Origin of the sequence: Cupriavidus nantongensis (genome assembly GCF_041726985.1) — a bacterium.
GTDB classification, from domain to species: Bacteria; Pseudomonadota; Gammaproteobacteria; order Burkholderiales; family Burkholderiaceae; genus Cupriavidus; species Cupriavidus nantongensis_A.
Genome location: NZ_CP168302.1, coordinates 519721 through 541766, shown reverse-complemented (window position 1 = coordinate 541766; position 22046 = coordinate 519721). Strand labels below are relative to the sequence as shown.

At 69.0% G+C, this 22046-nt stretch carries 17 protein-coding genes; 7 read left to right on the top strand and 10 right to left on the bottom strand.

The genetic code is table 11. From position 1 onward, the window contains the following. Positions 1-5 precede the first annotated feature (5 nt). From ACEI37_RS02205 to ACEI37_RS02195, 3 genes are read left to right on the top strand one after another with little or no spacing between them, the layout of a single operon-like run. On the top strand, positions 6-1454 hold the full coding sequence (locus tag ACEI37_RS02205; protein WP_373377119.1) for a TolC family protein: 1449 nt from the start codon (positions 6-8) through the stop codon (positions 1452-1454). A 2-nt stretch (positions 1455-1456) separates the two neighbouring features. After that, a complete protein-coding gene (locus ACEI37_RS02200) occupies positions 1457-2617 on the top strand; it encodes an efflux RND transporter periplasmic adaptor subunit (protein WP_373377118.1) in 1161 nt (386 codons plus the stop codon). A gap of 6 nt (positions 2618-2623) precedes the next feature. After that, complete coding sequence (locus ACEI37_RS02195) at positions 2624-5740, top strand: efflux RND transporter permease subunit (RefSeq protein ID WP_373377117.1); 3117 nt, start codon at positions 2624-2626, stop codon at positions 5738-5740. A 264-nt stretch (positions 5741-6004) separates the two neighbouring features. On the opposite strand, the gene ACEI37_RS02190 is transcribed toward ACEI37_RS02195, so the two are convergent. From ACEI37_RS02190 to ACEI37_RS02170, 5 genes are all read right to left on the bottom strand, one after another. Beyond that, a complete protein-coding gene (locus ACEI37_RS02190; RefSeq protein WP_373377116.1) occupies positions 6005-6589 on the bottom strand; it encodes a class I SAM-dependent methyltransferase in 585 nt (194 codons plus the stop codon). A gap of 11 nt (positions 6590-6600) precedes the next feature. Further along, the gene (locus ACEI37_RS02185; protein ID WP_062804128.1) at positions 6601-6951 is read right to left on the bottom strand and encodes a hypothetical protein; all 351 of its coding nucleotides are present in this window, start codon (positions 6949-6951) and stop codon (positions 6601-6603) included. A gap of 169 nt (positions 6952-7120) precedes the next feature. Then, positions 7121-8236: an NAD(P)H-dependent flavin oxidoreductase gene (locus ACEI37_RS02180; protein WP_373377115.1), complete on the bottom strand. Its 1116-nt coding sequence runs from the start codon at positions 8234-8236 to the stop codon at positions 7121-7123. A 64-nt stretch (positions 8237-8300) separates the two neighbouring features. Beyond that, positions 8301-9188 (bottom strand): LysR family transcriptional regulator, encoded by an 888-nt coding sequence (locus ACEI37_RS02175; RefSeq protein ID WP_373377114.1) that lies wholly within the window; start codon positions 9186-9188, stop codon positions 8301-8303. Between the two features lie 156 nt (positions 9189-9344). Further along, complete coding sequence (locus ACEI37_RS02170) at positions 9345-11810, bottom strand: DUF3772 domain-containing protein (RefSeq protein WP_373377113.1); 2466 nt, start codon at positions 11808-11810, stop codon at positions 9345-9347. 382 nt (positions 11811-12192) lie between these two features. Between ACEI37_RS02170 and ACEI37_RS02165 the strand changes: the two genes are divergently transcribed. Next, the gene (locus ACEI37_RS02165) at positions 12193-12861 is read left to right on the top strand and encodes an alpha/beta hydrolase (RefSeq protein ID WP_373377112.1); all 669 of its coding nucleotides are present in this window, start codon (positions 12193-12195) and stop codon (positions 12859-12861) included. Positions 12862-13028: 167 nt separating this feature from the next. Beyond that, entirely contained in the window at positions 13029-13760 is a 732-nt protein-coding gene (locus ACEI37_RS02160) for a BON domain-containing protein (RefSeq protein ID WP_373377111.1), read from the top strand. A 22-nt stretch (positions 13761-13782) separates the two neighbouring features. Here the strand turns inward: ACEI37_RS02160 and ACEI37_RS02155 are convergent, their stop codons facing one another. The 3 genes from ACEI37_RS02155 to ACEI37_RS02145 form a co-directional block, all read right to left on the bottom strand. Beyond that, positions 13783-14505: a GntR family transcriptional regulator gene (locus ACEI37_RS02155; RefSeq protein ID WP_111517184.1), complete on the bottom strand. Its 723-nt coding sequence runs from the start codon at positions 14503-14505 to the stop codon at positions 13783-13785. A 77-nt stretch (positions 14506-14582) separates the two neighbouring features. Then, complete coding sequence (locus tag ACEI37_RS02150) at positions 14583-15911, bottom strand: MFS transporter (RefSeq protein ID WP_373377110.1); 1329 nt, start codon at positions 15909-15911, stop codon at positions 14583-14585. 124 nt (positions 15912-16035) lie between these two features. After that, entirely contained in the window at positions 16036-17691 is a 1656-nt protein-coding gene (locus ACEI37_RS02145; RefSeq protein WP_373377109.1) for a GMC family oxidoreductase, read from the bottom strand. A gap of 129 nt (positions 17692-17820) precedes the next feature. Here ACEI37_RS02145 and ACEI37_RS02140 point away from each other — a divergent pair, with 129 nt between their 5' ends. Beyond that, complete coding sequence (locus ACEI37_RS02140) at positions 17821-18645, top strand: IclR family transcriptional regulator (RefSeq protein WP_373377108.1); 825 nt, start codon at positions 17821-17823, stop codon at positions 18643-18645. A 22-nt stretch (positions 18646-18667) separates the two neighbouring features. Here the strand turns inward: ACEI37_RS02140 and ACEI37_RS02135 are convergent, their stop codons facing one another. Continuing rightward, positions 18668-19312 carry a uracil-DNA glycosylase family protein gene (locus ACEI37_RS02135; protein ID WP_373377107.1) on the bottom strand — a complete coding sequence of 215 codons (645 nt, stop codon included), beginning with the start codon at positions 19310-19312 and terminating at the stop codon, positions 18668-18670. Positions 19313-19493: 181 nt separating this feature from the next. Between ACEI37_RS02135 and ACEI37_RS02130 the strand changes: the two genes are divergently transcribed. Further along, complete coding sequence (locus ACEI37_RS02130; RefSeq protein ID WP_373377106.1) at positions 19494-20987, top strand: sorbosone dehydrogenase family protein; 1494 nt, start codon at positions 19494-19496, stop codon at positions 20985-20987. Between the two features lie 27 nt (positions 20988-21014). Here the strand turns inward: ACEI37_RS02130 and ACEI37_RS02125 are convergent, their stop codons facing one another. Then, the gene (locus ACEI37_RS02125; RefSeq protein ID WP_373377105.1) at positions 21015-22025 is read right to left on the bottom strand and encodes a tripartite tricarboxylate transporter substrate binding protein; all 1011 of its coding nucleotides are present in this window, start codon (positions 22023-22025) and stop codon (positions 21015-21017) included. Between the last annotated feature and the right edge of the window lie 21 nt (positions 22026-22046).

Genomic DNA, 22046 nt, shown 5'->3' with positions numbered 1-22046 from the left:
GACTCATGACAACAACCAAGCTGACCCTGATCGCGTCGCTTTCGCTGATGGCGCTTGCCGCGGCCCCGGCCCAGGCCGGAGCCCAAGGCGGCACGTCCGCAAAGGCGACGGACCTGGCCGGTGCCGCGCCCGCGGCCCGCGCACCGCTGTCCAAGCCGGCGGCCGCGCCGCTGCCGGGCGCCGCCATCCTGGCGGCCGCCGCCGTACCGAAGACCGCTGCTGCCGGCGCCGCCGCCGAAGGCCCCGCCTACTCGCTGCCCCAGCTGCTCGACCTGGCCCAGTCCACCAACAAGGGCGTGGCCGCCGCCGAAGCCAATGTCGACGCGGCCAGCGCCGCCATCAGCAGCGCCCGCGCCTATCCGAATCCGCAGGTCGAGGTGATGTATGGCCGCATGTCCGGCAAGCAGCCGGGCGTGGCCAGCGGCAATGCGCCCAGCTATGCGGTGGTGCAGAAGTTCGACTACCCGCACCAGCGCAGCCTGCGCGAGGCCATGGCGACCCGCGGGCTGGAATCGTCGCAGGCGCTGCGGCAGGGCTTTCGCGCCGACCTGGCCGCGCGCGTGAAGACCGCCTACTACGACGTGCTGCGCCGCGAGAGCGAGCTGCATGCGGCCGAGGAGGACCTGGCGATGATGCGCCAGATCCACTCGCGCGCACGCCTGCGCGTGGAAGTGGGCGAGGCCCCGCGCTACGAGCTGATCAAGGCCGAGACCGAACTGCTGGCGTCGCAGAAGAGCCAGCAGACCGCCGAGCTGCGCGTCAACCAGGCCAAGGCCGCGCTGCGCCAGCAGGTGGGCGGCGCCATGCCGGGGCAGTTCTCGCTGGCGGGCACGCTCGGCCAGGCGCCAGACGTGCCGCCGCTGCCGGCGCTGCGCGACACCATGACCGCCAGCAACGCCGAACTGGTCCAGCGCCGCATGGAGCTGGAGCGCGCGCAGCTGGGCGTCGATTACCAGAAGTCGCTGCGCTGGCCGGAAGTGGCGCTGCGCGCCAGCACTGACCGCCAGCCCGACAACAACGTCTCGCAGATCGGCCTGATCCTGACCATCCCGCTGTGGGACCGCCGCCGCGGCCCGGTGGGCGAAGCCACGGCACAGGCCACGCAGGCGCGCAGCGCGCTGGAGATGCGCGAGTTCGAGCTGACGCAGGAACTGGAAGCGGCCTACCGCCAGTACGAGATCAACCAGGCCCAGGTGACCGCGCTGGAGTCCGGCATCGTGCGCGAGGCCGAGTCGGCGCTGGGCGTGGCCGAGGCCGCCTACCGCTTCGGCGAGCGCGGCATCCTGGACTACCTCGATGCCCAGCGCGTGCTGCGTGGCGCGCGCAATGAGCTGATCGCCGCGCAGTATGACCTGCAGCTGGCCGCGATCCAGATCGAAAAGCTTATGTCGACCGCCCCGGGCGCCACCGCCGCGCCGGGCCTGCAGCCGACGTCCAACATCGAACAGAAATAACCATGCGTCCCAATTTCCTGCTTTCGCTGACGGCCGCCGCCGTCCTGACGTTCAGCCTGGCGGCCTGTTCCGACAAACCTGAGCCGGTGGCCGAAGCGCCCAAGCTCCCGCCCGGCGTGATCCAGCCCGAGGGCAACCTGCAGAAGGGCCTGAAGGTGGCCCCGGTGGCCACCTCCCCGTTCAGCGAGATGCTGCGCGTGGCCGGCCGCGTCGATTTCGACGAACAGCGCGTGTCGCGCATCGGTGCCAGCGTGACCGGCCGCGTCACCGACCTCTATGCCACGCTGGGCCAGGAAGTGAAGGCCGGCCAGGTGCTGGCGCGCCTGCACAGCAGCGAGCTGGGCGCGGCGCAGATGGCGTTCCTGAAGAGCGAGGCGCAGACCGAGCTGCAGGGCCGCAACGCCGAGCGCGCGCGCCAGCTGTTTGCCGCCGACGTGATCGGCCGCGGCGAACTGCAGCGCCGCGAGAGCGAACTGGCGATCGCCTCGGCCGAGATGCGCGCCTATCGCGACCAATTGCGCGTGCTGGGCATGTCGGCAAGCTCGATCGCCCAGCTGGCCAAGAGCGGCAGCATCAACTCGCACTCGCCGGTGTATTCCAGCATCAGCGGCACCGTGGTCGAGCGCAACGTGGCGCAGGGCCAGGTGGTGCAGCCCGCCGACGCGCTCTACACCGTGGCCGACTTGTCGCGCGTCTGGGTGGTGGCCGAGGTGCCCGAGCAGCAGGCCGCGCAGGTGGCCGAAGGCCAGAGCGTGGAGATCGAGGTGCCGTCGCTGGCCAATGGCGCCGGGCGCCAGACCATCACCGGCAAGCTCATCTACGTGGGCCGCACGGTCAGCCCGCAGTCGCGCACGGTGCTGGTCCGCACCGAGCTGGAGAACCGCGAGGGCCGGCTCAAGCCCGCCATGCTGGCGAGCATGCTGATTGCCGGCAAGCCGGTCGACCAGCTGGTGATTCCGGCCTCGGCGGTGGTGCGTGATGGCAACGACGAGCTGGTCTATGTCGAGATGCCGGGCAACAAGTACCGCCTGACCCGCGTCAAGCTGGGCGCCGAGAGCGATGGCATGCGCGTGGTCCAGAACGGCGTGAAGGCCGGCGACCGCATCGTGGTCGAAGGCGCCTTCCACCTGGACAATGAGCGCAAGCGCCTCGAACAAGGGTAACCGGCCATGATGAAATCCCTAGTCGAAGCCGCCATCAAACAGCGGCTGGTGGTGTGCGTCCTCGCCGTGGTGCTGTTCTTCTTCGGCCTGCGCGCTGCCACCAAGCTGTCGGTGGATGCGTTCCCGGATGTGACCAACGTGCAGGTGCAGATCGCCACCGAAGCCGCGGGCCGTTCGCCCGAGGAAGTGGAGCGCTTTGTCACCGTGCCGGTGGAGATGGCCATGACCGGCCTGCCCGGGCTGGAAGAGATGCGTTCGCTGAACAAGGCGGGCCTGTCGCTGATTACGCTGGTGTTCACCGATGCCACCGACGTGTACTTCGCGCGCCAGCTGGTGATGGAGCGCCTGATCGAAGTGGGCGGGCGCATGCCCGAGGGCGTCACGCCCGTGCTGGGGCCGGTCTCGACCGGCCTGGGCGAGGTCTACCAGTACACGCTGGACCGCGCCGACGACGGCAACCGCGAACTGACCCAGGAAGAGCTGGCCGAGCGCCGCATCGCCCAGGACTGGGTGGTGCGTCCGCTGCTGCGCTCGATTCCCGGCGTGGCCGAGATCAACTCGCAAGGCGGCTACGTGCGCCAGTACCAGGCGCTGGTCAACCCGGAGCGCATGCGCCATTACGGCGTGTCGATCCAGCAGGTCTACGAGGCGCTGGCGCGCAACAATGCCAACTCCGGCGGCGGCGTGCTGCCGCACTACGCCGAGCAGTACCTGATCCGCGGCGTCGGCCTGGCCAAGGGCGTCGAGGACCTCGGCAGCATTGTGCTGAAGGAAGTCGACGGCACGCCGGTCTACCTGCGCGACGTGGCCAACGTCACCATCGGCCATGAGGTGCGGCAGGGCGCGCTGGTCAAGAACGGCCAGACCGAGGCGGTCGGCGGCATCGTCATGATGATGCGCGGCGGCAATGCCAAGGAGGTGGTCAGCCGCGTCAAGGCCCGCGTGGCCGAGATCAACGAGCGGGGCATGCTGCCGGGCAAGCTGCAGATCGTGCCGTACTACGACCGCAGCGAACTGGTCGACGCGGCGCTGTGGACCGTGACCAAGGTGCTGCTCGAGGGCGTGGTGCTGGTGGTGATCGTGCTGTTCCTGTTCCTGGGCGACGTGCGTTCGTCGGTCATCGTGCTGGCCACGCTGGTGCTGACGCCATTGCTGACCTTCATGGTGATGAACGAGGCGGGGCTGTCGGCCAACCTGATGTCACTGGGGGGGCTGGCGATCGCCATCGGCCTGATGGTCGACGGCTCGGTGGTGGTGGTCGAGAACGCGTTCGAGCGGCTCGGCCACAAGGAGCCTGGACTGACCAAGACCGAGATCCTGGTCAAGGCGGTGCAGGAGGTGGCCACGCCAGTGATCGTCGGCGTGGGCATCATCATCCTGGTGTTCCTGCCGCTGATGACGCTGTCGGGCATGGAAGGCAAGATGTTCGCGCCGCTGGCGTTCACCATCTCGATTGCGCTGGCGATCTCGCTGTTCCTGTCGCTGACGCTGTCGCCGGTGCTGTCGTCGTACCTGCTCAAGGGCGGTGCCGAGCATGACACCTTCCTGATCGCCTTCATGAAGCGCCATTACCTGCGCCTGCTGCACTGGGCGCTGGGGAACAGCCGCAAGACCGTGCTCAGCGCCGTTGCCGCTTTCGTCGCCACGCTGCTGATCGTGCCGCTGCTCGGTACCTCGTTTATCCCGGAGATGAAGGAAGGCTCGATCGTGCCCGCGATCGACCGCGTGCCCAACATCTCGCTGGAGGAGTCGATCAAGCTGGAGAAGGAAGCCAACAAGCTGGTGCTGGGCGTGCCGGGCGTGAAGTCGGTGGTGTCGGGCGTGGGCCGCGGCGAAAGCCCGGCCGACCCGCAGGGCCAGAACGAATCGACCCCGATCGCCAGCCTGAAGGACCGCGACGAGTGGCCCGACGGCTGGACCCAGGACGATATCGCCAACGCCATCCGCGAAAAGCTCAAGGCCATTCCGGGCGTGCAGATCGTGATGGCGCAGCCGATCTCGGACCGCGTCGACGAAATGGTCAGCGGCGTGCGTTCCGACGTGGCGGTGAAGGTGTTCGGCGATGACCTCGACAAGCTGCGCGAGCTGGCGGGCGAGATCGCCCGCGTCGCAGGCGGCATCCAGGGCTCGCAGGATATCCGCATCGAGCGCGTGTCGGGCCAGCAGTACCTGTCGATCGAGATCGACCGCCAGGCGATCGCGCGCTATGGGCTCAACGTGTCGGACATCCATGACGTGATCGAGATCGCCATCGGCGGCAAGCGCGCCACGGATATCTTCGAAGGCGAGCGCCGCTTTGCGGCGGCCGTGCGCCTGCCGGATGAGTTCCGCAACAACGTGCAGTCGATCCGCCAGCTGCTGGTGAACACGCCGGACGGTACGCAGGTGCCGCTGCAGAGCGTGGCCAAGATCGAAGTCAACGACGGCCCGGCGCAGATCAGCCGCGAAATGGCCAAGCGCCGCGTGGTGGTGATGATCAACGTGAAGGACCGCGATCTCGGCGGCTTCGTCGCCGAGCTGCAGCAGGCTGCTGAATCCAAGGTGAAGCTGCCCGAAGGCTACTACCTCGAGTGGGGTGGCCAGTTCCAGAACATGGAACGCGCCATGGGCCACCTGAAGATCATCGTGCCGGTCACCATCGCCGCGATCTTCTTCCTGCTGTTCCTGCTGTTCAACTCGCTGCGCTTCGCCACGCTGATCATCACGGTGCTGCCGTTCGCGTCGATCGGCGGCATCATCGGGCTGTTCGTCACCGGCGAATACCTGTCGGTGCCGGCGTCGGTGGGCTTTATCGCGCTGTGGGGCATGGCGGTGCTGAACGGGGTGGTGCTGGTTTCGTATATCCGCACGCTGCGCGATTCGGGCCTGTCGCTCGATGAAGCGGTGGTGCAGGGCGCGACCCAGCGTTTCCGCCCGGTGATGATGACCGCGACCATCGCCATGCTGGGCCTGGTGCCGTTCCTGTTCTCGACAGGGCCCGGCTCGGAGGTGCAGCGGCCGCTGGCGGTGGTGGTGATCGGCGGGCTGATTACGTCGACGCTGCTGACGCTGGTGATGGTGCCGACGCTGTATCGGTGGTTTGATGATCGGAAGCCGGACCCGACTCGGGATGTGCCGGTGTAAGACGAGCTCGCTGGCCTAACCGGCCCGCTGATTTGCTCCCCTCTCCCGCCTGCGGGAGAGGGGCCGGGGGAGAGGGCAGGCACTGGCATACCGACGCGCATCACTTCGTCGATACACCGGCCCTCTCCCCAACCCTCTCCCGCAAGCGGGAGAGGGAGTACCCAAGCGGTCGATCAAGAACCGGCGTGCCTGGCAATTGCTCCAAAGACAACGCCCCATGCAAGTCGCTGCTTGCATGGGGCGTTTTTCTTTTCCGTGGTGAATCTACGCCAGCCGCATCTCCAGCTGCCTTGTCCACAGCTCCAGCACGAAATCCGGCTCCTCGTGCCGGATATGCCGGTACAGCCCGCGCTGCGCGCCGATGGCTTCATGCACCGCCTGCGCGGTGATCTGCTGCTCGGCGAACGGATGCCGAAAATGGCAGGCGACGATGACGCCGTCGTCGGCCAGCGCGCGCGCGGCCATGGCGGCGACCTCGTGCCAGTCGGGCTTGGGAAAGTAGTAGCCCAGTTCGGAAAACACCATCAGGTCGAAGCTGCCGTCGGGCCACTGCTGCGGCAGTTCGCCGGTCAGCACGCGTGCGTGCGGGAACGGCGCGAGTCGTTGCCGCGCCTGCTCGGCGGCGCTTTCGGCCAGTTCCATTGCCACCAGCGCGTCGCAGCGCGGTGCCAGCGCCACGCTCAGGTGGCCGCCGCCGCAGCCGGGCTCGAAGGCGCGGGCGAAGCGCTCGCGCGGCAGCGTGGCCAGCAGCAGGGCGCGCTTGCGCGCTTCGTACCAGCGCGTGCCTATGCCCCACGGGTCCTCATTGCGGCCGTACAGGCCGTCGAAATAGTCGCGGTCGACCGGCATGGCGGCAGGCCTCAGTAGCCGTAGTACGGCGCCTCGCGGTAGTAGCCGGAAGGCTGCGGGCCGCACGGCACGTAGGCGCGGTCGTAGTCGCGGTAGCAATAGCCTGGGGGCACCGCCGGCGCCGCGTACGAGACCGGCGCGGGGGCGTAGGTGACGGGCGGCGGCGCGACCGGTGCCGCCACCACCGGTCCCGAGGCCAGCATGGCGCCCAGCGCCAGGCCCGCCAGCGCGCCGACCGCCAGCACCGCGCCGGCGTTGGAGCCGCCGTGGTGGTGGTGCCGGCCGCGCGCCGAGGCGGAACCGGCGGCTACCAGGGTCGCGGCCAGGACCGCCGCGGCGACGATGCGGGTGGAGGGGCGCATTTCGAACTCCTTGTCATGCACAGCTTGTGTTCCTGAATGATGGACGCAAAGCGGCGATCAAGGTGTTTCGGGCCCCGGGTCGACTTGTTAGCTTTGTAACTGCGGCTTTTAAGACCTGCCTTTTTTAATGCGGTGTAAGACCCGGTAAAACGGCCGTGTCCGAAACCGCTTATCCGAGCGTTTCGGTCAGCGTCCCCAGCCCGCGCGCGCTGGCGGCGAGTTCGCGGGCCAGCACCGCGACCAGTTCCGCCGCCGGCAGTGCCCGGGCCAGCGGCACCGCCTGGCCGGCCCACTGCGCGGCAAAGTCGGCGCTGCCGTGCGCCTTGGCGGCGGCGTGCAGGGCCTTGCCGGCATCGTAGGCGGTGGGATAGTCGGGCGTGGCGGGCGCGCCGGCTGCCGCACCCAGCTCGGTGAAGCGGTTGGCCAGGCCGCGGGCATGGCGGCCGGAAATGGCCCGCGTCAGCACGGTCGGCTTGCGTGCCTGCAGCAGCGCCTCGCGGTAGGGACCGTCGGCCATCGTCTCGGGGCAGGCGATAAACGCGGTGCCGAGTTGCGCGGCTTGCGCGCCGAGCGCCAGTGCCGCGGCGATGCCGGCACCGTCCATGATGCCGCCCGCGGCGATCACCGGCAGGCGTGTCTGCGTCGACAGCACGCGCACCAACGCAAAGGTGCCCATTCCCTCGTCGACGGCGGACGGGTCGAACACGCCGCGATGGCCACCGGCCTCGATGCCCTGCGCGACGATCGCGTCGATGCCCGCCGCCTCGATCGCGCGCGCCTCGCCGAGCGAGGTGGCGCTGGCCAGCAGCACGATGCCGGCATCGCGCAGCGCGCGAATCCGGCCCGCATCGGGCAGCCCGAAATGGAAGCTGACCACGGCCGGGCGTTCTTCCAGCAGCATCGCATGCATGGCGTCGTCGGTGACGTAGCTGCGGTAGATCTCGCGCAGCGTCGCCGGCGGGGTCGCACCGAATTCGGCAAAGCGCGGCGCGAGGTAGGCCAGCCACGCCTGCTCGCGCGCGGCATCGGCAACAGCCGGCGCATGACAGAACACATTGACGTTGAACGGTCCGCTGGTCAGCGCACGGGTCTCGCGGATGGCCTTGCGCGCTGCCTCGGCATCCATGGCGCCCACGCCGAGCGAGCCCAGCCCGCCGGCATTGGTGACGGCGGCGGCGAGAGCGGGCGTGCTCACACCGGCCATGGGTGCCTGGATGATCGGGGTGCGGATGCCGAGCCTGCGCAACAAGGGCAGCCGGTCAGCGGGGGAAGTGGAGTGGGTCAATTTGCGCTCCTTGGCAGGGTCGATGGCGATGGTGCGACGCTGGTACAGCGAGGGGGCGGCAGGGTCAGCCGTCGCGCAGTTCGCGCACGAAGGCGTCGCAGGCGTGCGTGGCATAGCCGGCACGCTTGACGAGATAGGTGTGCACCGCGCGCACCGGCACGGTCTGCACGTCGACCGCGTCGCGGTGCAGCGCCAGCAGCGAGCGGGGCAAGATCGCCATCGCGGTGCCGGCGCTAACGCAGGCCAGCATGGCGTGGTACGACGGCATCTCGGTGATGGCCAGGCGCTGGCGCATGTCGTCGCTGCCCTGCGCCAGCCAGGCTTCGGCGCACTGGCGGTAGGTGCAGCCCTTCGGGAAGGCGGCCAGGCGGCGCAACGCGACGTCCTGCGGCCCGCGCACCTTTGGATGGCTGGCCGGCAGCACCAGTTGCAGGTGCTCGGTGAACAGGTAGGTGCCTTCCAGGCCGGGGGCCAGTTCGTCCATGTCGGCCGCGCGCGCCGGCCCGTCGCCCGGGTGCGCGACCACGGCGCAATCGAGCCGGTGGTCGAGCACGGCATCGACCAGCGCGCGCGTGGTGCCGGTGCGGATCTCGATTTCCACGCCGGGCCAGGCCGCGTGGAAGCGCGCCAGCGGCATCGGCAGGCGGTTGGCGGCGGCGCTTTCCATGGTGCCGATGCGCAGGCGGCCCGACGGCGCGGCGCCCTGCACCGACTGCCGCGCTTCTTCGGCCAGCGCCAGCATCTGGTTGGCATAGGCAAGCAGCCGGTGCCCCTCGGGCGTCAGCAGCATGCGCTTGCTGTCGCGCTGGAACAGCGCCACGCCCAGCGCTTCTTCCAGTTGCTTGACGCGCGTGGTGACGTTGGACTGCACCCGGTCCAGCAGGCGAGCGGCGCGGGTGATGCTTTGCTCGGTGGCTACGGCGCGGAAGATTTCGAGTTCAGCCAGTTCCATCGGCGGTCGGGCGGCGGGAAAGACGTCGTTTGGATATTCTCGTGTGGAGAATATATCAAAACAAATAATCTTTCCAAGAGAATGTAGAAAGCGACGCCGCCGGCATCGACTGCCTCAGGCCGGCGCCCTCTCTCTGAGCCAGCCTGCCACCGGCGATCAGCCGGTCGCCAGCGCGCGCTCCGGTTCCGGTCCGAACGGCGGCATGTTCTCCAGCCGCAGCGACTGCGGCACCGACAGCGAGATGCCGGCGGCGCGCAGCCGCTTGAGGATCTCGAACAGCAGGTCGCTGCGCGTATTCGCGGCGATGCGCGGGCTGCCGACATAGCCGGTCACCGACAGCGTGATGCCGTTGGGCGCCAGCTGGCTGAACATCACCGACGGGGCCGGTACGTCGAGGATGCTTTCGTTCTCGCGGTAGACGTCGAGCAGCAGGTCGCGCAGTTGCTCGGGGTCGGTGTTCAGCGGGAAGGTGAGCTGCAGCGAGGCCACCCCCTGGGTGCTGTTGCTCATGGTGACGTTGCGCAGGTTCTGCGAGATCAGCTGCGAGTTGGGCACGATCACCGTGGAGCGGTCGCCCAGCTGGATCTCGGTGGCGCGCACGTTGATGCGGCGGATGTCGCCCTCGACGCCGGCGATGCTGACCATGTCGCCCACCTTGACCGGGCGCTCGGTCAGCAGGATCAGCCCCGAGACGAAGTTCTTCACGATCTCCTGCAGGCCGAAGCCGATGCCGACCGACAGCGCGCTGACGATCCACGCCAGGTTGTCCCAGCGCACGCCCAGCAGCGACAGCGTCAGCAGCACCAGCAGCACGTAGCCGACATTGCTGAACAGCGTGATCAGCGACGCGCGCAGCCCGGGCTCCATGCACAGCTTGGGCAGCAGCTCCGCATCGAGCCAGCGCCGCACCGTGCGCAACAGCCAGATGCCGACGCCCAGCGCGACCAGCGCATTGAGGATGCGCTCGGGCATGATGTTCAGGCTGCGCAGCTTTTCACCGCCCAGCACGGTGACCAGGCTGTTGACCAGGTCCGCGGGCGTGGTGCCGAAGCCCCCCGTCAGCAGCGCCACCACCGCCAGCAGCAGCAACAGGCTGGCGCCGATGCCGGACAGGATGGTGGCGGCTTGCTCCAGGCGCGCATCGTCGACGCCGAACAGCTGCTTGATCACCTGGCCGCTGGCGTGCTGGGTCGAGAACAGGCTTTCGAACAGGTCGCGCGTGACCTGGGTCAGCAGGTACAGGCTGCACAGCACGATGTCGAACCAGACCAGCTCATAGGTCAGGAAGCGCGCAAAGCTGATATAGCCCGCCAGCAGCGCCACCATCGACACGATCACGATCAGCGTGACGCCGGCGTGGATCATGCCCGCCAGCGTGGCGCGCGCCTCGGGCTGCTCGCCGGCCGCGGCCAGCTCGTTGCGCACGCGGTTGGCGCGCAGCAGCGCCGCGCCGATGGTCAGCACCACCACCAGCGAGACCAGCCCGCGCCCCAGCAGCGTGACCTGCACGCTGGTATCGGCAATGCGGTTGAGCTGTTCCAGCGTGCCGGCCAGCAGCAACAGCCCGGCCAGCACCGCGGGGAACGGCTTCATCGCCCGCGCCACGGGATCGGCCAGCGCGGGCAGCCGCCACGACGGATGCCGCGTGCACAGCAGCGCGCGCCCGAGGCCGGCGATCAGCGCGCTGGTCAGGGTCAGCTTGACCAGCCCGCCGTACAGCGTCATCAGGTCCGGCGGCAGTTCATAGTTGCGGGTGAAGGCGTTGTAGACGATCTGCACCGCCAGCCCCGTGGTCGCCACCGTCGCGATGGTGGTGGCCAGCGCCAGCGCACTGCGCCGCAGCCGGGTCGGCGGCAGCTTGTTCAGGCAGAACCAGGCCAGCGCGCGTTCGGCCAGGCGCTTGCCCAGCAGCCACACGCCCAGCGCGAGCAGCAGCAGCGCGATGGTGGCGGCGCGCTGCGACGGCTGCCACGCCAGCTGCACCATCGGCTCTACCTGGTCCATAAACGCGGCCATGCGCGCGCGGTCCTCGGCGGCGGGGCTGACCATCGGCTTCCAGAACTGCGGGTTCAGGATGCTTTCCGAGCGCAGCGCCAGCTGGTCTTTCATCTGGCTGCGCTGCAGCCTGGCGATCTGACCGCTCAGGTTGGCGATGTTTTCCTTGCTCTCGGCGGCCTGCTTGAGCTGCGCATCGAGCTGCAGGCGCCGCGCGTTCAGTTCGGCGCGCTGCCGCACCACCGCCGGAGCCTCCCTGGTGATGCCGTCCGACGGCGGCGGGCCCAGCACGTCGAGCTGCGCCTGCAGTTGGGCGCGCTGCGGCGCCAGTGCGGCGGACAGCTTGTCGACATCGGCATCGAGCTTGTGCAGGTCGTGGTCGAGCTCATCGAGCTTGATGGTGCCGTCGGGGTCGGAGGCCTGCTGCTTGATGCGGTCCTGCTCGGTCTGCAGGCGCTTGAGTTCGGCGGTGGCTTCGGCGTGCGTGAGGGCGGGGGGCTGCTGTGCCTCGGTGGCGGAGGCGGCCTCGGATGCCGGCGCCGCGATCGCGGCGGGCAAGGTGGCTGGCATCAGGTGGCATAGCGCTGCGAGCGCAAGGCCCAGTGCGAGCCGTGAAACGTTGCTCATGGCGGAATCTCGTCGGATGCGGGGTGGCCGGAACGCCGGCGATGATCAGGCGAGGGGACCGCTGCTCGCTGGCGATCCTCTCGGCGCATGGTGTGGCAAGGCGCGATGCGGCCCACGCAGGTGCATCGCAGCGCTTGGCCGCGGGCGGCAGGACCGGTGCAACCGGCCCCGCCGCGATTCGCGAAATTATAGAAAAGCCCATCCGCCACACCGCCGCATGCTGCGGCGGATCGGGCACACTGTGACAAATTGATACGCATCCATGTGCGCGCCGCCGACGCGGCCCACGTCGGCATGCTCGCCGCCATCGCAGTAACATCACGGGCTTCGGGCCCTGCCCGGGCCGCATTGGCTCAGTCACTCAACCTCTTCTGGAGAACGCATGGCGCTTGCGTCAGGCACCGAAAAGACCAGGCTCGACGGCGACGCCGGGCCGATTGAAATGCTGGTCGACCGACCGAAAGGCGAGCCGCGCGGCATTGCCGTGGTGGGCCATCCGCATCCATTGCTGGGCGGTTCGGCCACGCACAAGGTGCCGCACCAGCTGGCCAAGGCGCTGGTGGCGCGCGGCTACCTGGCCGTGCGGCCGAATTTCCGCGGCGTGGAGGGCTCCGGCGGCGCCCATGACCAGGGCCGCGGCGAGGCGCAGGACATGCTGGCGGTGGTGGCCCACCTGCGCGCGGCGCATCCCGGCCTGCCGCTGGCGCTGGCCGGGTTTTCCTTCGGTGCCTTCGTCATGACCCACGTAGCCGCGGCCCTCTCGGCGCAGTCCGTGCCGATCCGCCACCTGGTGCTGACAGGCACCCCCTACGGCGTGGTGAAAGGCCATCGCAGCTATGACACGCCCGCCGTGCCGGCCGATTGCCTGGTAGTCCATGGCGAGCGCGACGAGCGCGCGCAACTGGCCGCGCTGTTCGACTGGGCCCGGCCCCAGGCGCTGCCGGTGGTGGTGGTGCCGGGCGCGGATCACTTCTTCACCGGCAAGTTGCCGCTGCTGTTGCGTATCGTCGGCGGCTACCTCGACCGGCCCGCACACGGCGCCACCGTGTAAAAACTTCGATCGTTGCCGCGCTTGCGCGGTGCGCGCCGGCGGGGCGGTCCGCCGCGCGCGAGCCGCCGCGCGCCGCGGTGACGGATTGCGAGGCATGGATGATGCTACCGATAGCAGACACGGCGCCAGATATGGCGCAACACGCGCGTTCAGATCGGAGGCAATCCATGAATGACTATCCACCGTCGGAAATCAGGGAAACGTGGCGCAACCGCGGCTATGGCGAGCCGGGCGATACCCGCCAGGCACATCACTGGCGCAGCGGCAATCCGGGCGGCGCAGGCTTTGGCTACGGGCAGGCGCGCTATGGCACGGAAGCCGGCGAGGGCCCGGAAGACCAGTACCGTCCCGGCATCCCGGCGCGGACGGCATCGCGCCGGCTGCCCAAGAACTACCAGCGCACCGACGCGCGCATCCGCGATGACCTGTGCGAACGGCTGGCACATGCCGACGACGACGTCTCGGACGTGACCGTCGACGTCGGCTCGGGCATCGTCACGCTGACCGGCACCGTGGCCGACCGCGGCATCAAGTACCGCATCGAAGAGCTGGCCGAAGACGTGCTGGGCGTCAACGAGGTGCGCAACAACCTGCAGGTGGCGCGCCGCGCGGGCGGCACGGACGACGGACAGCAGGAGGCCGGCGCCGGCGGCAGCGTGCCCGGACAGCGGCGCCTGGGCCAGCCGGCCGGCTGGCGCCAGCCGGTGGGCGAGGTTGGCGCGGACGTGCTGTATATCGTCCAGTCGCGCGACGGGCGCTTCCTCGGCGCGGAATCCGGCGAGGCCGTGCTGGTGCCGGGAATTGCCCAGGCCGGCTTGTTCGACGATCCGGATGAAGCCCGCGCCGCGGCGCAGGAGCATTGCAGCCGCGGCTACCGCATCCTGGCGACGCGGCGCTGACGGCGCTGACGGGGCGGGACGCTCAGGCGTTGGGCACGGCAGGCGCGCTGGCCGGATCCGGGTGGATCTGCATCACCGCGGCGCGCTTTTCCAGCAGGTGCTGGCGCAGGATGGACGCCAGCCGCTTGCCGTCGCGCGCCTCCAGCGCGCGGATCATTTCTTCGTGGTCGTGCACCGCGCGGTCCCACTTGTCGGTCTGGTGGTTGGAGCGGAAGCGCATCGCCTTGAGCCGCCGGTTCAGCGTCAGGTAGGTCTGCAGCAGGGTCTGGTTGCGCGCCGCCGCGGCGATGCGGTCGTGGATTTCCTGGTTGCGGCTGTAGTAACCGGGCAGGTCGTTGCGCGCATGGCAGGCCAGCATGGCGTAATGCAGCGCCTTGATCTCGGCCAGTTCCGGCGCGGTGATGCGCTCGCATGCCAGCTCGCCGGCAAAGGCTTCCAGGCCGCTCATCAGCTCGAAGGCCTCCCACGCCTCGGCCTCGCTCATGCGCGAGACGCTGGCGCCGCGGTTGGGCGAGATCTCGATCAGCCCTTCGGCGGCAAGCACCTTGAGCGCCTCGCGCAGCGGCGTGCGCGAGATCCCCAGCGTTTCGCACAGTTCGCGCTCGTTCAGCTTCATGCCGGGCGCCAGCACGCCTTCGACAATGAAGTTGCGCAGGTGGTCGACCACGGTGTCGTGCAGCCGCTGGCGCACCACCTTGGGCAGAAGCGGGGCGGCTGTCGTGCCGGTGCCGTCCGAAGGTTGCATGCAATGTCCCTGTCATTAGCGTGGTGCCATTCTAAGACATTGCCGGCCTGCCGCAACGGCGGCCGCGACCGTTGCGCTCAGCGCGCCGGGCCGCGCAGCGGCACGCCGCTTTCGCGCGGCGCCCCGGCGCCCGCGTTCCGTCCGATCAGCGCCACCGACAGCGCCGACACCAGTCCCGCGAACGCCACGTAGGCGCAGATCTGCCACGGTTGTCCGCCGCCCGACTTGAGCAGCGCCGTGGCGACGATGGGCGTGATGCCGGAAGCGAAGATGCCCGAGAACTGGTAGACGAACGAGATCCCGGTGTAGCGCACCCGGGCATCGAACAGCTCGCAGAACAGCGCCGCCTCCGGCCCGTACACCGCGGCGTAGAGAATGCCGAACGGCACCACGATCGACAGCCACAGCAGCATGGTGTTGCCGCCGCTGTTCAGCATCAGCCAGAACGCCGGGAAGGCCGACAGCGCCGTGATCAGCGAACCCCAGAAATACACCCGCGTGCGGCCGATGCGGTCAGACAGGTGGCCGAAGAACGGGATGAAGAAGCACATCGCGATCGCCGCCGCCATCACCCCGACCAGCGCCTGCGTGCGGCTGATATTCACGGTCTGGGTCAGGTAGGTGATCGAGAACACGCCGAAGATGTTGAAGAAGACGCCGTCGATATAGCGCGCGCCCATGCCCTTGACGATATTGCCGGGGTAGCGCCGCATCATGTCGACAAAGGGAATCTGCGTTTCGGCATTGCGCTGCTTGATCACGGCAAATTCCGGCGTTTCCTTCACGTTGAGCCGGATATACATGCCGACGAACACCATCGCGGCCGAGATCAGGAACGCCACGCGCCAGCCCCACGCCAGGAACTGTGCATCCGTCAGGGTCAGCGACAGCAGCGCGACCACGCCCGAGGCCAGGCACAAGCCGATTGCCAGTCCGATCTGCGGCAGCGACGCGTAGAAGCCCTTGCGGTGCGCCGGCGCGTACTCGTACGCCATCAGTACCGCGCCGCCCCATTCGCCGCCCAGGCCGATGCCCTGCAGCACGCGCAGCAGCAGCAACAGCACCGGTGCCAGGATGCCGATGCTGTCATAGGTCGGCACCAGCCCGATCAGGAAGGTCGAGACGCCCATGATCATCAGCGTCATCACCAGCATGCTCTTGCGCCCGACCTTGTCGCCGAAGTGCCCGAAGATGACGCCGCCAAGCGGCCGCGTGACAAAGCCCACCGCAAAGGTGGTGTAGGCCAGCATGGTGGCCACCAGCGGGTCGTCGCCCGGAAAGTAGAGCTTGTTGAAGACCAGGCCGGCGACCACGCCGTACAGGAAGAAGTCATACCACTCGATGGTGGCGCCGATCACGGACGCCAGCGCGACCTTGCGGATCGCCTGTTCGTTGGGGCTAGTCATGCTTGTCTCCTCTGGTGGTGGACGGCGTCCTCTGGAAGGAATGGTTATGGACGCCGATGCGCTGCGGGGCCAGGACTGGTGGTTATCGATGCCCGGCCCCGCCGGTTTGCCGCTTCGGGTTGCTTCAGGCCGCGGCGGCCATCGGCGCGACCACGTCGGCGTGGTGGATCTCGCGCCGCGCGTCTTCACGGATCAGGTCTGCCGCGCGCTCGGCCATCATCACCACCGGCACGTTGGTATTGCCCGAGACCAGCGTGGGCATCACCGAGCAGTCCACCACGCGCAGCCCGCCAACGCCGTGCACGCGCAGGCGCGCATCGACCACCGCCAGCGGATCGGCGGCCGGTCCCATTTTTGCCGTGCCTGACGGATGGAAGATGGTGGCGCCGTACTCGCGGCAGAAGTGCAGGATCTCGTCATCGCTGCGCACGGCGTCGCCGGGCCGGAATTCGCGCTTCATCAGGCCGCGCATCGGCTCGGTCTGCGCCACGCGCCGCGCATAGCGCACCGCCGCGATAGTGCAGCGCCGGTCCAGCTCGGCCGACAGGTAGTTGGGCTGCATCGACGGCGGCTCGAACGGATCGGTCGAGCGGATGCGCACGGTGCCGCGCGACGCCGGGCGCAGCTGGCACACGGAATAGGTGCAGCCCGAGAACGGATGGACCGTGCCGCCGGCCATGTCCGCCGACAGTGTCGAGAAATGGAACTGCGTGTCCGGCGTGGCGCTTTCATGCGGCAGGGCGCGGCAGAACATCGCGCCCTGGTTGATGCCGATTGCCAGCGGGCCCTTGCGCAGCAGCAGCCATTCCAGGCCCATGCGCGCCTTGCCCGCCAGCGTGCGCAGCTGGTCGTTGGTGGTGATGGGTCTGGCCACTTCGTAGATCAGCCGGATCTGCAGGTGATCCTGCAGGTTTTCGCCGACGCCCGGCAGCGCATGCAGCACCGGTACGCCCAGGTCCTGCAGCAGCGGCGCCGGGCCGATGCCGGACAGCTGCAGCAGCTGCGGCGACTGCAGCGCGCCGGCGCACAGGATCACCTCGCGCCGCGCCCGCAGGATATAGGGCTGGCCATGCCGGGTGTAGCGCACGCCCACGGCGCGCTTGCCTTCGAACAGGATGCCGGTGGTGTGCGCATCGGTCTCGACGCGCAGGTTGGCGCGCCCGCGCGCCGGGCGCAGGTAGGCCACCGCAGTGGAGCAGCGCCAGCCGTTGCGCGTGGTCAGCTGATAGTAGCCCACGCCCTCCTGGTCGCCGCTGTTGAAGTCGGCCTGGCGCGGCAGGCCCAGCGCCTGGCCGGCCGCGATGAAGGCATCGACCAGCGGGTGGCGCCGGTCGATCGAGGTGGCATTGAGCGGGCCATCGGTGCCGCGCGTGGGCCCGGCGCCGAGGTCGTTGTGCTCGAGCTTGCGGAAGTAGGGCAGGCAGTCGTCCCAGCCCCAGCCCGGATTGCCCAGCGCGGCCCAGTGGTCATAGTCCTCGCGCTGGCCGCGCACGTAGATCAGGCCGTTGATGGCGCTGCTGCCGCCCAGCGTGCGCCCGCGTGGCCAGTAGATGCGGCGGTTCAGCATGTTGGGATCGGGATCGGTATAGAAGCCCCAGTTCACCTGCTTGTGGAACATGGTCTTGCCGTAGCCGATCGGGATATGGATCCACGGGTAGCGGTCGGGCGGGCCCGCCTCGAGCAGGCAGACCGAATAGCGGCCGTCTTCGCTGAGCCGGTTGGCCAGCACGCACCCGGCCGAGCCAGCGCCCACCACGATGTAGTCAACGGTTTGCGACATCGTCGCTGTCTCCTGTTCTGGCCGGCGGGCGCGCGGCCTGCGGCCTGGATTTATAATCTGAAACGTTCTGTTCCGGATTTTATTTTGCAGAGCCGGAATGGAAAGCCCAATCGCGAGGAGACGTCGGTTGTGAAACAGAACATGCCAATCCCGTTTCAGAATCGCACTGCAGCAGAAGACGGCGCGTTGGAGGAGGACGCCCGCAGCCTGCGCGTGCTGGCGGTGCTGTCCAGCCTGGCGCGGGCGCAGCAGCCGCAGACGCTGTCGCAACTGGCGCAGCGGCTGCATGTGCCGAAGGCGACGCTGATGCGCCTGCTGGCGGCGATGGAGCGCAGCGGCTTCGTGGTGCGGATGCCGGCCGAGCGCGGCTATGTGCCCGGGCCGGCCGCGGCGGCGTTGTCGCTGCAGACGCTGCGCAGTCCGCCGCTGCTGCGCGAATGCCGCGGCATCCTGGCCCGGCTGGTGGCGCGGCTGGGTGAGACGTGCAACCTGACCGCGCTCGACGGCGACCGCGTGCTGTACGTCGAGCGCGTGGAAACCCACGAGCCGCTGCGCCTGCAGCTGTCGCCCGGCATCCATGTGCCGCTGCATTGCACCGCCAGCGGCAAGTTGTTCCTGTCAGCGATGAACCGGCTGGAACGCCAGCAGACGCTGCGGCGCCTGGACCTCGTCGCGCACACGCCGCGCACGCTGTCCGACCTGCCGGCACTCAATACCGAGCTGGACCGGCTGCGTGCGCGCGGCATCGGCGTCGATCACGAGGAATTCGTGCGCGGCATGTGCGCGGTCGCGGTGCCGGTGCGCGAACCGGACAGTGCCGGCCCGGGCCGCGTGGTCGCGGCGATCGCCTGTCATGCGCCGACGGCGCGGGCCTCGCTGGAAGCGTTGCTGCAGGCGGTGCCAACGCTGCAGGGTGCGGCGAAGGAGATGGCGACGGTGCTGTGCATGCGCTGAGCCGGGCGACGGCGCTGCGCGTTCAGCCGGATGCCTTCCCATGCGGCAATATCCGCGCGACCCGCTCCCGCAGCATCGGCAGCACCTCGCTCTCGAACCAGGGATGCTGCTTGAACCACGGCTGGTTGCGCGGCGACGGGTGCGGCAGCGGTATGAAGCCGGGCGCGTAGTCCTGCCATGCCCGGACGGTTTCGGTCAGCGTGGGTTTGCGGCGTGCGCCGAGGAAATGCCGTTGCGCGTACTGGCCGACAAGCAGGGTCAGCGCGATCGACGGCAGTTGCGCCAGCAGGCGGTCCATCCATAGCGGAGCGCATTCCGGACGCGGCGGGTTGTCGCCGCCCTTGCCGCGGCCCGGATAGCACAAGCCCATCGGTATGATGGCGAATTGCGAGGCATCGCAGAAGGTGGCGTCGTCGACGCCGAGCCACTGCCGCAACCGGTCGCCGCTGGCATCGTTCCATGGAATGCCGGTCTCGTGCACGCGCGTTCCCGGTGCCTGCCCGACGATGAGGATGCGCGCGCCGGCGCCGGCGCACACCACCGGCCGCGGCCCGAGTGGCAAGTGCTGCGCGCAGGCGCGGCAGGCGCGGACCTCGGTCAGCAGGGTTTCAAGCGCGGTGGGTTGGTAACGCTGGGTCTTGTCAGGCGGGGGCGGCTTGGCTGGCATCGCTGGTTGTCCGGAATGCGTGCTTTCGAGCGGATCCGCAGTGGTTGGCCGATGCCGCGCGCATGACGTATTTTACAGGGGCAAGGCGCCCCTGCCGCCGGATCCGCCGGCGCAAGGTATGCGCGGCCGCGACGCGGTTCCCGCATGCCAGGCGGTGCCGCGGCCGTCACAGGAGCCCGCCATGCTCGACGCACTTCGCCACGCGCTTCGCCACCCGCTACGCGGCTTCGCCATCGCCTGTTGTCTGGGCCTTGCAGCCTGCGGAGGCGGTGGTGGCGGAGGCGAAAGCGGCGGTGCGGGCGAGGCCGGCGGCGGCGGTGGTGGTGGGGGCAACGGCTCGCTGACGCTGTCGATCTCGGGCCTGCCGTCCGGGACCTCGGCGGCCATCATCGTATTGGGGCCGGGCCAGTTCCGCCAGGCCGTGACCCAGTCGGCCACGCTGTCCAACCTGCCGCCGGGCAGCTATACCGTGACGGCCACGAGCGTGCTCACGGGTGGCTCGCTGCGCAAGCCGCAGCCGCCGTCGCAGACCGTCGCGGTGGCCGCGGGCGCGGTGGCCCTGGCCAGCGTCGCCTATGGCTCGCCGGAATCGATGCAGTTGTCGTTGACGCAGGTGCCCGGCGAATTCTCCGCGCCGATCTTCCTGACCGCGCCCGCCGGCGATGCGCGACTGTTCGTGGTGGAGCGCGCCGGCCGTATCCGCATCGTGCGCGACGGTGCGCTGCTGGCCACGCCGTTTCTCGATATTTCAGCGCTGACCACCACCGACGGCGAGCGCGGACTGCTGTCGATGGCGTTCGACCCGGACTACGCGGCCAACGGCCGCTTCTACGTCTATTACACCGACACCGGCGGCGCCATCACCATCGCCCGCTACCACGTCTCGGCCGCGAATCCGGACCTCGCCGACACCGCGGGCACGGTGCTGTTGTCGATCCCGCACCCGACCTTCTCCAACCATAACGGCGGCCAGCTCGCGTTCGGGCCCGACCGCATGCTCTATATCGGCACCGGCGACGGCGGCGGTGGCGGCGATCCGGCGGGCAACGCGCAGAACGCGGCGACGCTGCTCGGCAAGATGCTGCGCATCGATGTCAGCGGCGCGGCGGGCTACGGCGTGCCGGCCGGCAACCCGTTCATCGGCCAGTCCGGCAGCCGCGGCGAGATCTGGGCGCTCGGGCTGCGCAACCCGTGGCGGTTCTCGTTCGATGCGGGTTCGTTGTTTATCGCCGATGTCGGCCAGGACCAGCGCGAGGAAGTCAATGTCGCGCCGTCGACCAGCGCCGGGCTGAACTACGGCTGGGACATGACCGAGGGCACCGCGTGCGTGGACGCGGCCGCCTGCGACAAGACCGGGCTCACCATGCCCGTGTTCGAGTACGGCCGCGAGGCAGGCGGCTGTGCCATCGTCGGCGGCTACGTGTATCGCGGCAGCGCCAGCCCGGCGCTGCAGGGGCGCTACTTCTATTCCGATCTGTGCACCGGCAAGCTGCAGAGCTTCGTGTACCGCGATGGCGTTGCCACCGAGCCGGTCGACTGGAACGTCACGGCGCCGGGCAGCGTGTTCTCGTTCGGCGTGGATGGCGCGCAGGCGCTTTATGTGCTGGCCGATCCGGGCACGTCCGCGAGCAGCGGGCGGGTCTACCGGATCGATGCCTCGGGCGGCACGCCTTGATGCCTTGCCGCAGCGCCTCCCCGCGCCTCAGGCCGCGTTGGTCTTGCGCCCGACGCCCTGGATCAGCTTGTTGACGCGCGCCAGGTACTGCTCGAACATCCGGTTCGCCTGTTCCTGGCTGTCGATCGGCTGCAGCACGGTGCGGCCCTCGGCTTCAAGCTTCGCGCGTATCTCCGGCTTGGCCAGGGCTTCGCCGATGGCCTTGCGCAGCACCGCCACGCGGTCTGCCGGCGTGCCCTGCCTGACGAAATAGCCGCCGCCGATGGTGTATTCGAAATCCGGCACCAGCTTGCTCTGCGAGATCAGCGGGACCGACTTGAGCGCGGGCGGCAAGGCGCGCGAGAAGCTGGTCAGTATCTTCAGCCGGCCCTGCTGCTGCATGCTGTCGAAGCTGGACTGGTAGGGCAAGATGGCAAAGTCGACCTCGCCGCCGGCAAGGCCCTGCAGCGCCGGCGCGCCGCCCTTGTAGGGCACGTGCAGGAACGTCACGCCGAGGCGCGCGGCCAGCGCGTCGCCCATCAGGTGATAGATCGAATCGATGCCGACGGTGGCGTAGGTCAGCGACTTGCCCTTGCCCTGCCGCGCGAAGTCGATGAACTTGTCCAGGCTGTCCACGGCGATGCCGTTGCGCACCATCAACACGATATTGGCGTCGCTGATCGGCGCGGCCAGCAAAAAGTCCTGCGGCTTGTAGCGCGCCGCGGGGTTCAGCAGCGGCGCCAGGAACACCTCGTTGATCGAGCCGTGGAAGAAGGTGTAGCCGTCGGCCGGCGCCGCCAGCACCTTGTTGGCGCCAATCAGCCCGGTGCCGCCGCCGTAGTTCTCCACCACCACCTGCTGGCGCACGCTCTTGCTGATCGATTCGCCGAAGATGCGCGCCGACGCATCGCTGGCGCCGCCGGCGGGGTAAGGCACCACCAGCGACAGGGCCTTGGCGGGAAAGGTCTCCGCGGCAAACGCCGGCAGGCCGGACAGTACGGAAGCACCGGCGGCAAGGCCGGCGTGCTGCAGGAAGCGGCGGCGGTTCAGGGTAGCCATGGGTTTGTCTCCTCGGTTTCT

Excerpts from the sequence above, each read along its gene's own strand:
- ACEI37_RS02205 (WP_373377119.1), top strand. The coding sequence starts at position 6 with ATGACAACAACCAAGCTGACCCTGATCGCGTCGCTTTCGCTGATGGCG.
- ACEI37_RS02175 (WP_373377114.1), bottom strand. The coding sequence starts at position 9,188 with ATGGAACTGGCTGAACTCGAAATCTTCCGCGCCGTAGCCACCGAGCAA.
- ACEI37_RS02155 (WP_111517184.1), bottom strand. The coding sequence starts at position 14,505 with ATGCAACCTTCGGACGGCACCGGCACGACAGCCGCCCCGCTTCTGCCC.
- ACEI37_RS02190 (WP_373377116.1), bottom strand. The coding sequence starts at position 6,589 with ATGCCGGTCGACCGCGACTATTTCGACGGCCTGTACGGCCGCAATGAG.
- ACEI37_RS02125 (WP_373377105.1), bottom strand. The coding sequence starts at position 22,025 with ATGGCTACCCTGAACCGCCGCCGCTTCCTGCAGCACGCCGGCCTTGCC.
- ACEI37_RS02195 (WP_373377117.1), top strand. The coding sequence starts at position 2,624 with ATGATGAAATCCCTAGTCGAAGCCGCCATCAAACAGCGGCTGGTGGTG.
- ACEI37_RS02165 (WP_373377112.1), top strand. The coding sequence starts at position 12,193 with ATGGCGCTTGCGTCAGGCACCGAAAAGACCAGGCTCGACGGCGACGCC.
- ACEI37_RS02185 (WP_062804128.1), bottom strand. The coding sequence starts at position 6,951 with ATGCGCCCCTCCACCCGCATCGTCGCCGCGGCGGTCCTGGCCGCGACC.
- ACEI37_RS02135 (WP_373377107.1), bottom strand. The coding sequence starts at position 19,312 with ATGCCAGCCAAGCCGCCCCCGCCTGACAAGACCCAGCGTTACCAACCC.
- ACEI37_RS02150 (WP_373377110.1), bottom strand. The coding sequence starts at position 15,911 with ATGACTAGCCCCAACGAACAGGCGATCCGCAAGGTCGCGCTGGCGTCC.
- ACEI37_RS02170 (WP_373377113.1), bottom strand. The coding sequence starts at position 11,810 with ATGAGCAACGTTTCACGGCTCGCACTGGGCCTTGCGCTCGCAGCGCTA.
- ACEI37_RS02160 (WP_373377111.1), top strand. The coding sequence starts at position 13,029 with ATGAATGACTATCCACCGTCGGAAATCAGGGAAACGTGGCGCAACCGC.
- ACEI37_RS02130 (WP_373377106.1), top strand. The coding sequence starts at position 19,494 with ATGCTCGACGCACTTCGCCACGCGCTTCGCCACCCGCTACGCGGCTTC.
- ACEI37_RS02145 (WP_373377109.1), bottom strand. The coding sequence starts at position 17,691 with ATGTCGCAAACCGTTGACTACATCGTGGTGGGCGCTGGCTCGGCCGGG.
- ACEI37_RS02200 (WP_373377118.1), top strand. The coding sequence starts at position 1,457 with ATGCGTCCCAATTTCCTGCTTTCGCTGACGGCCGCCGCCGTCCTGACG.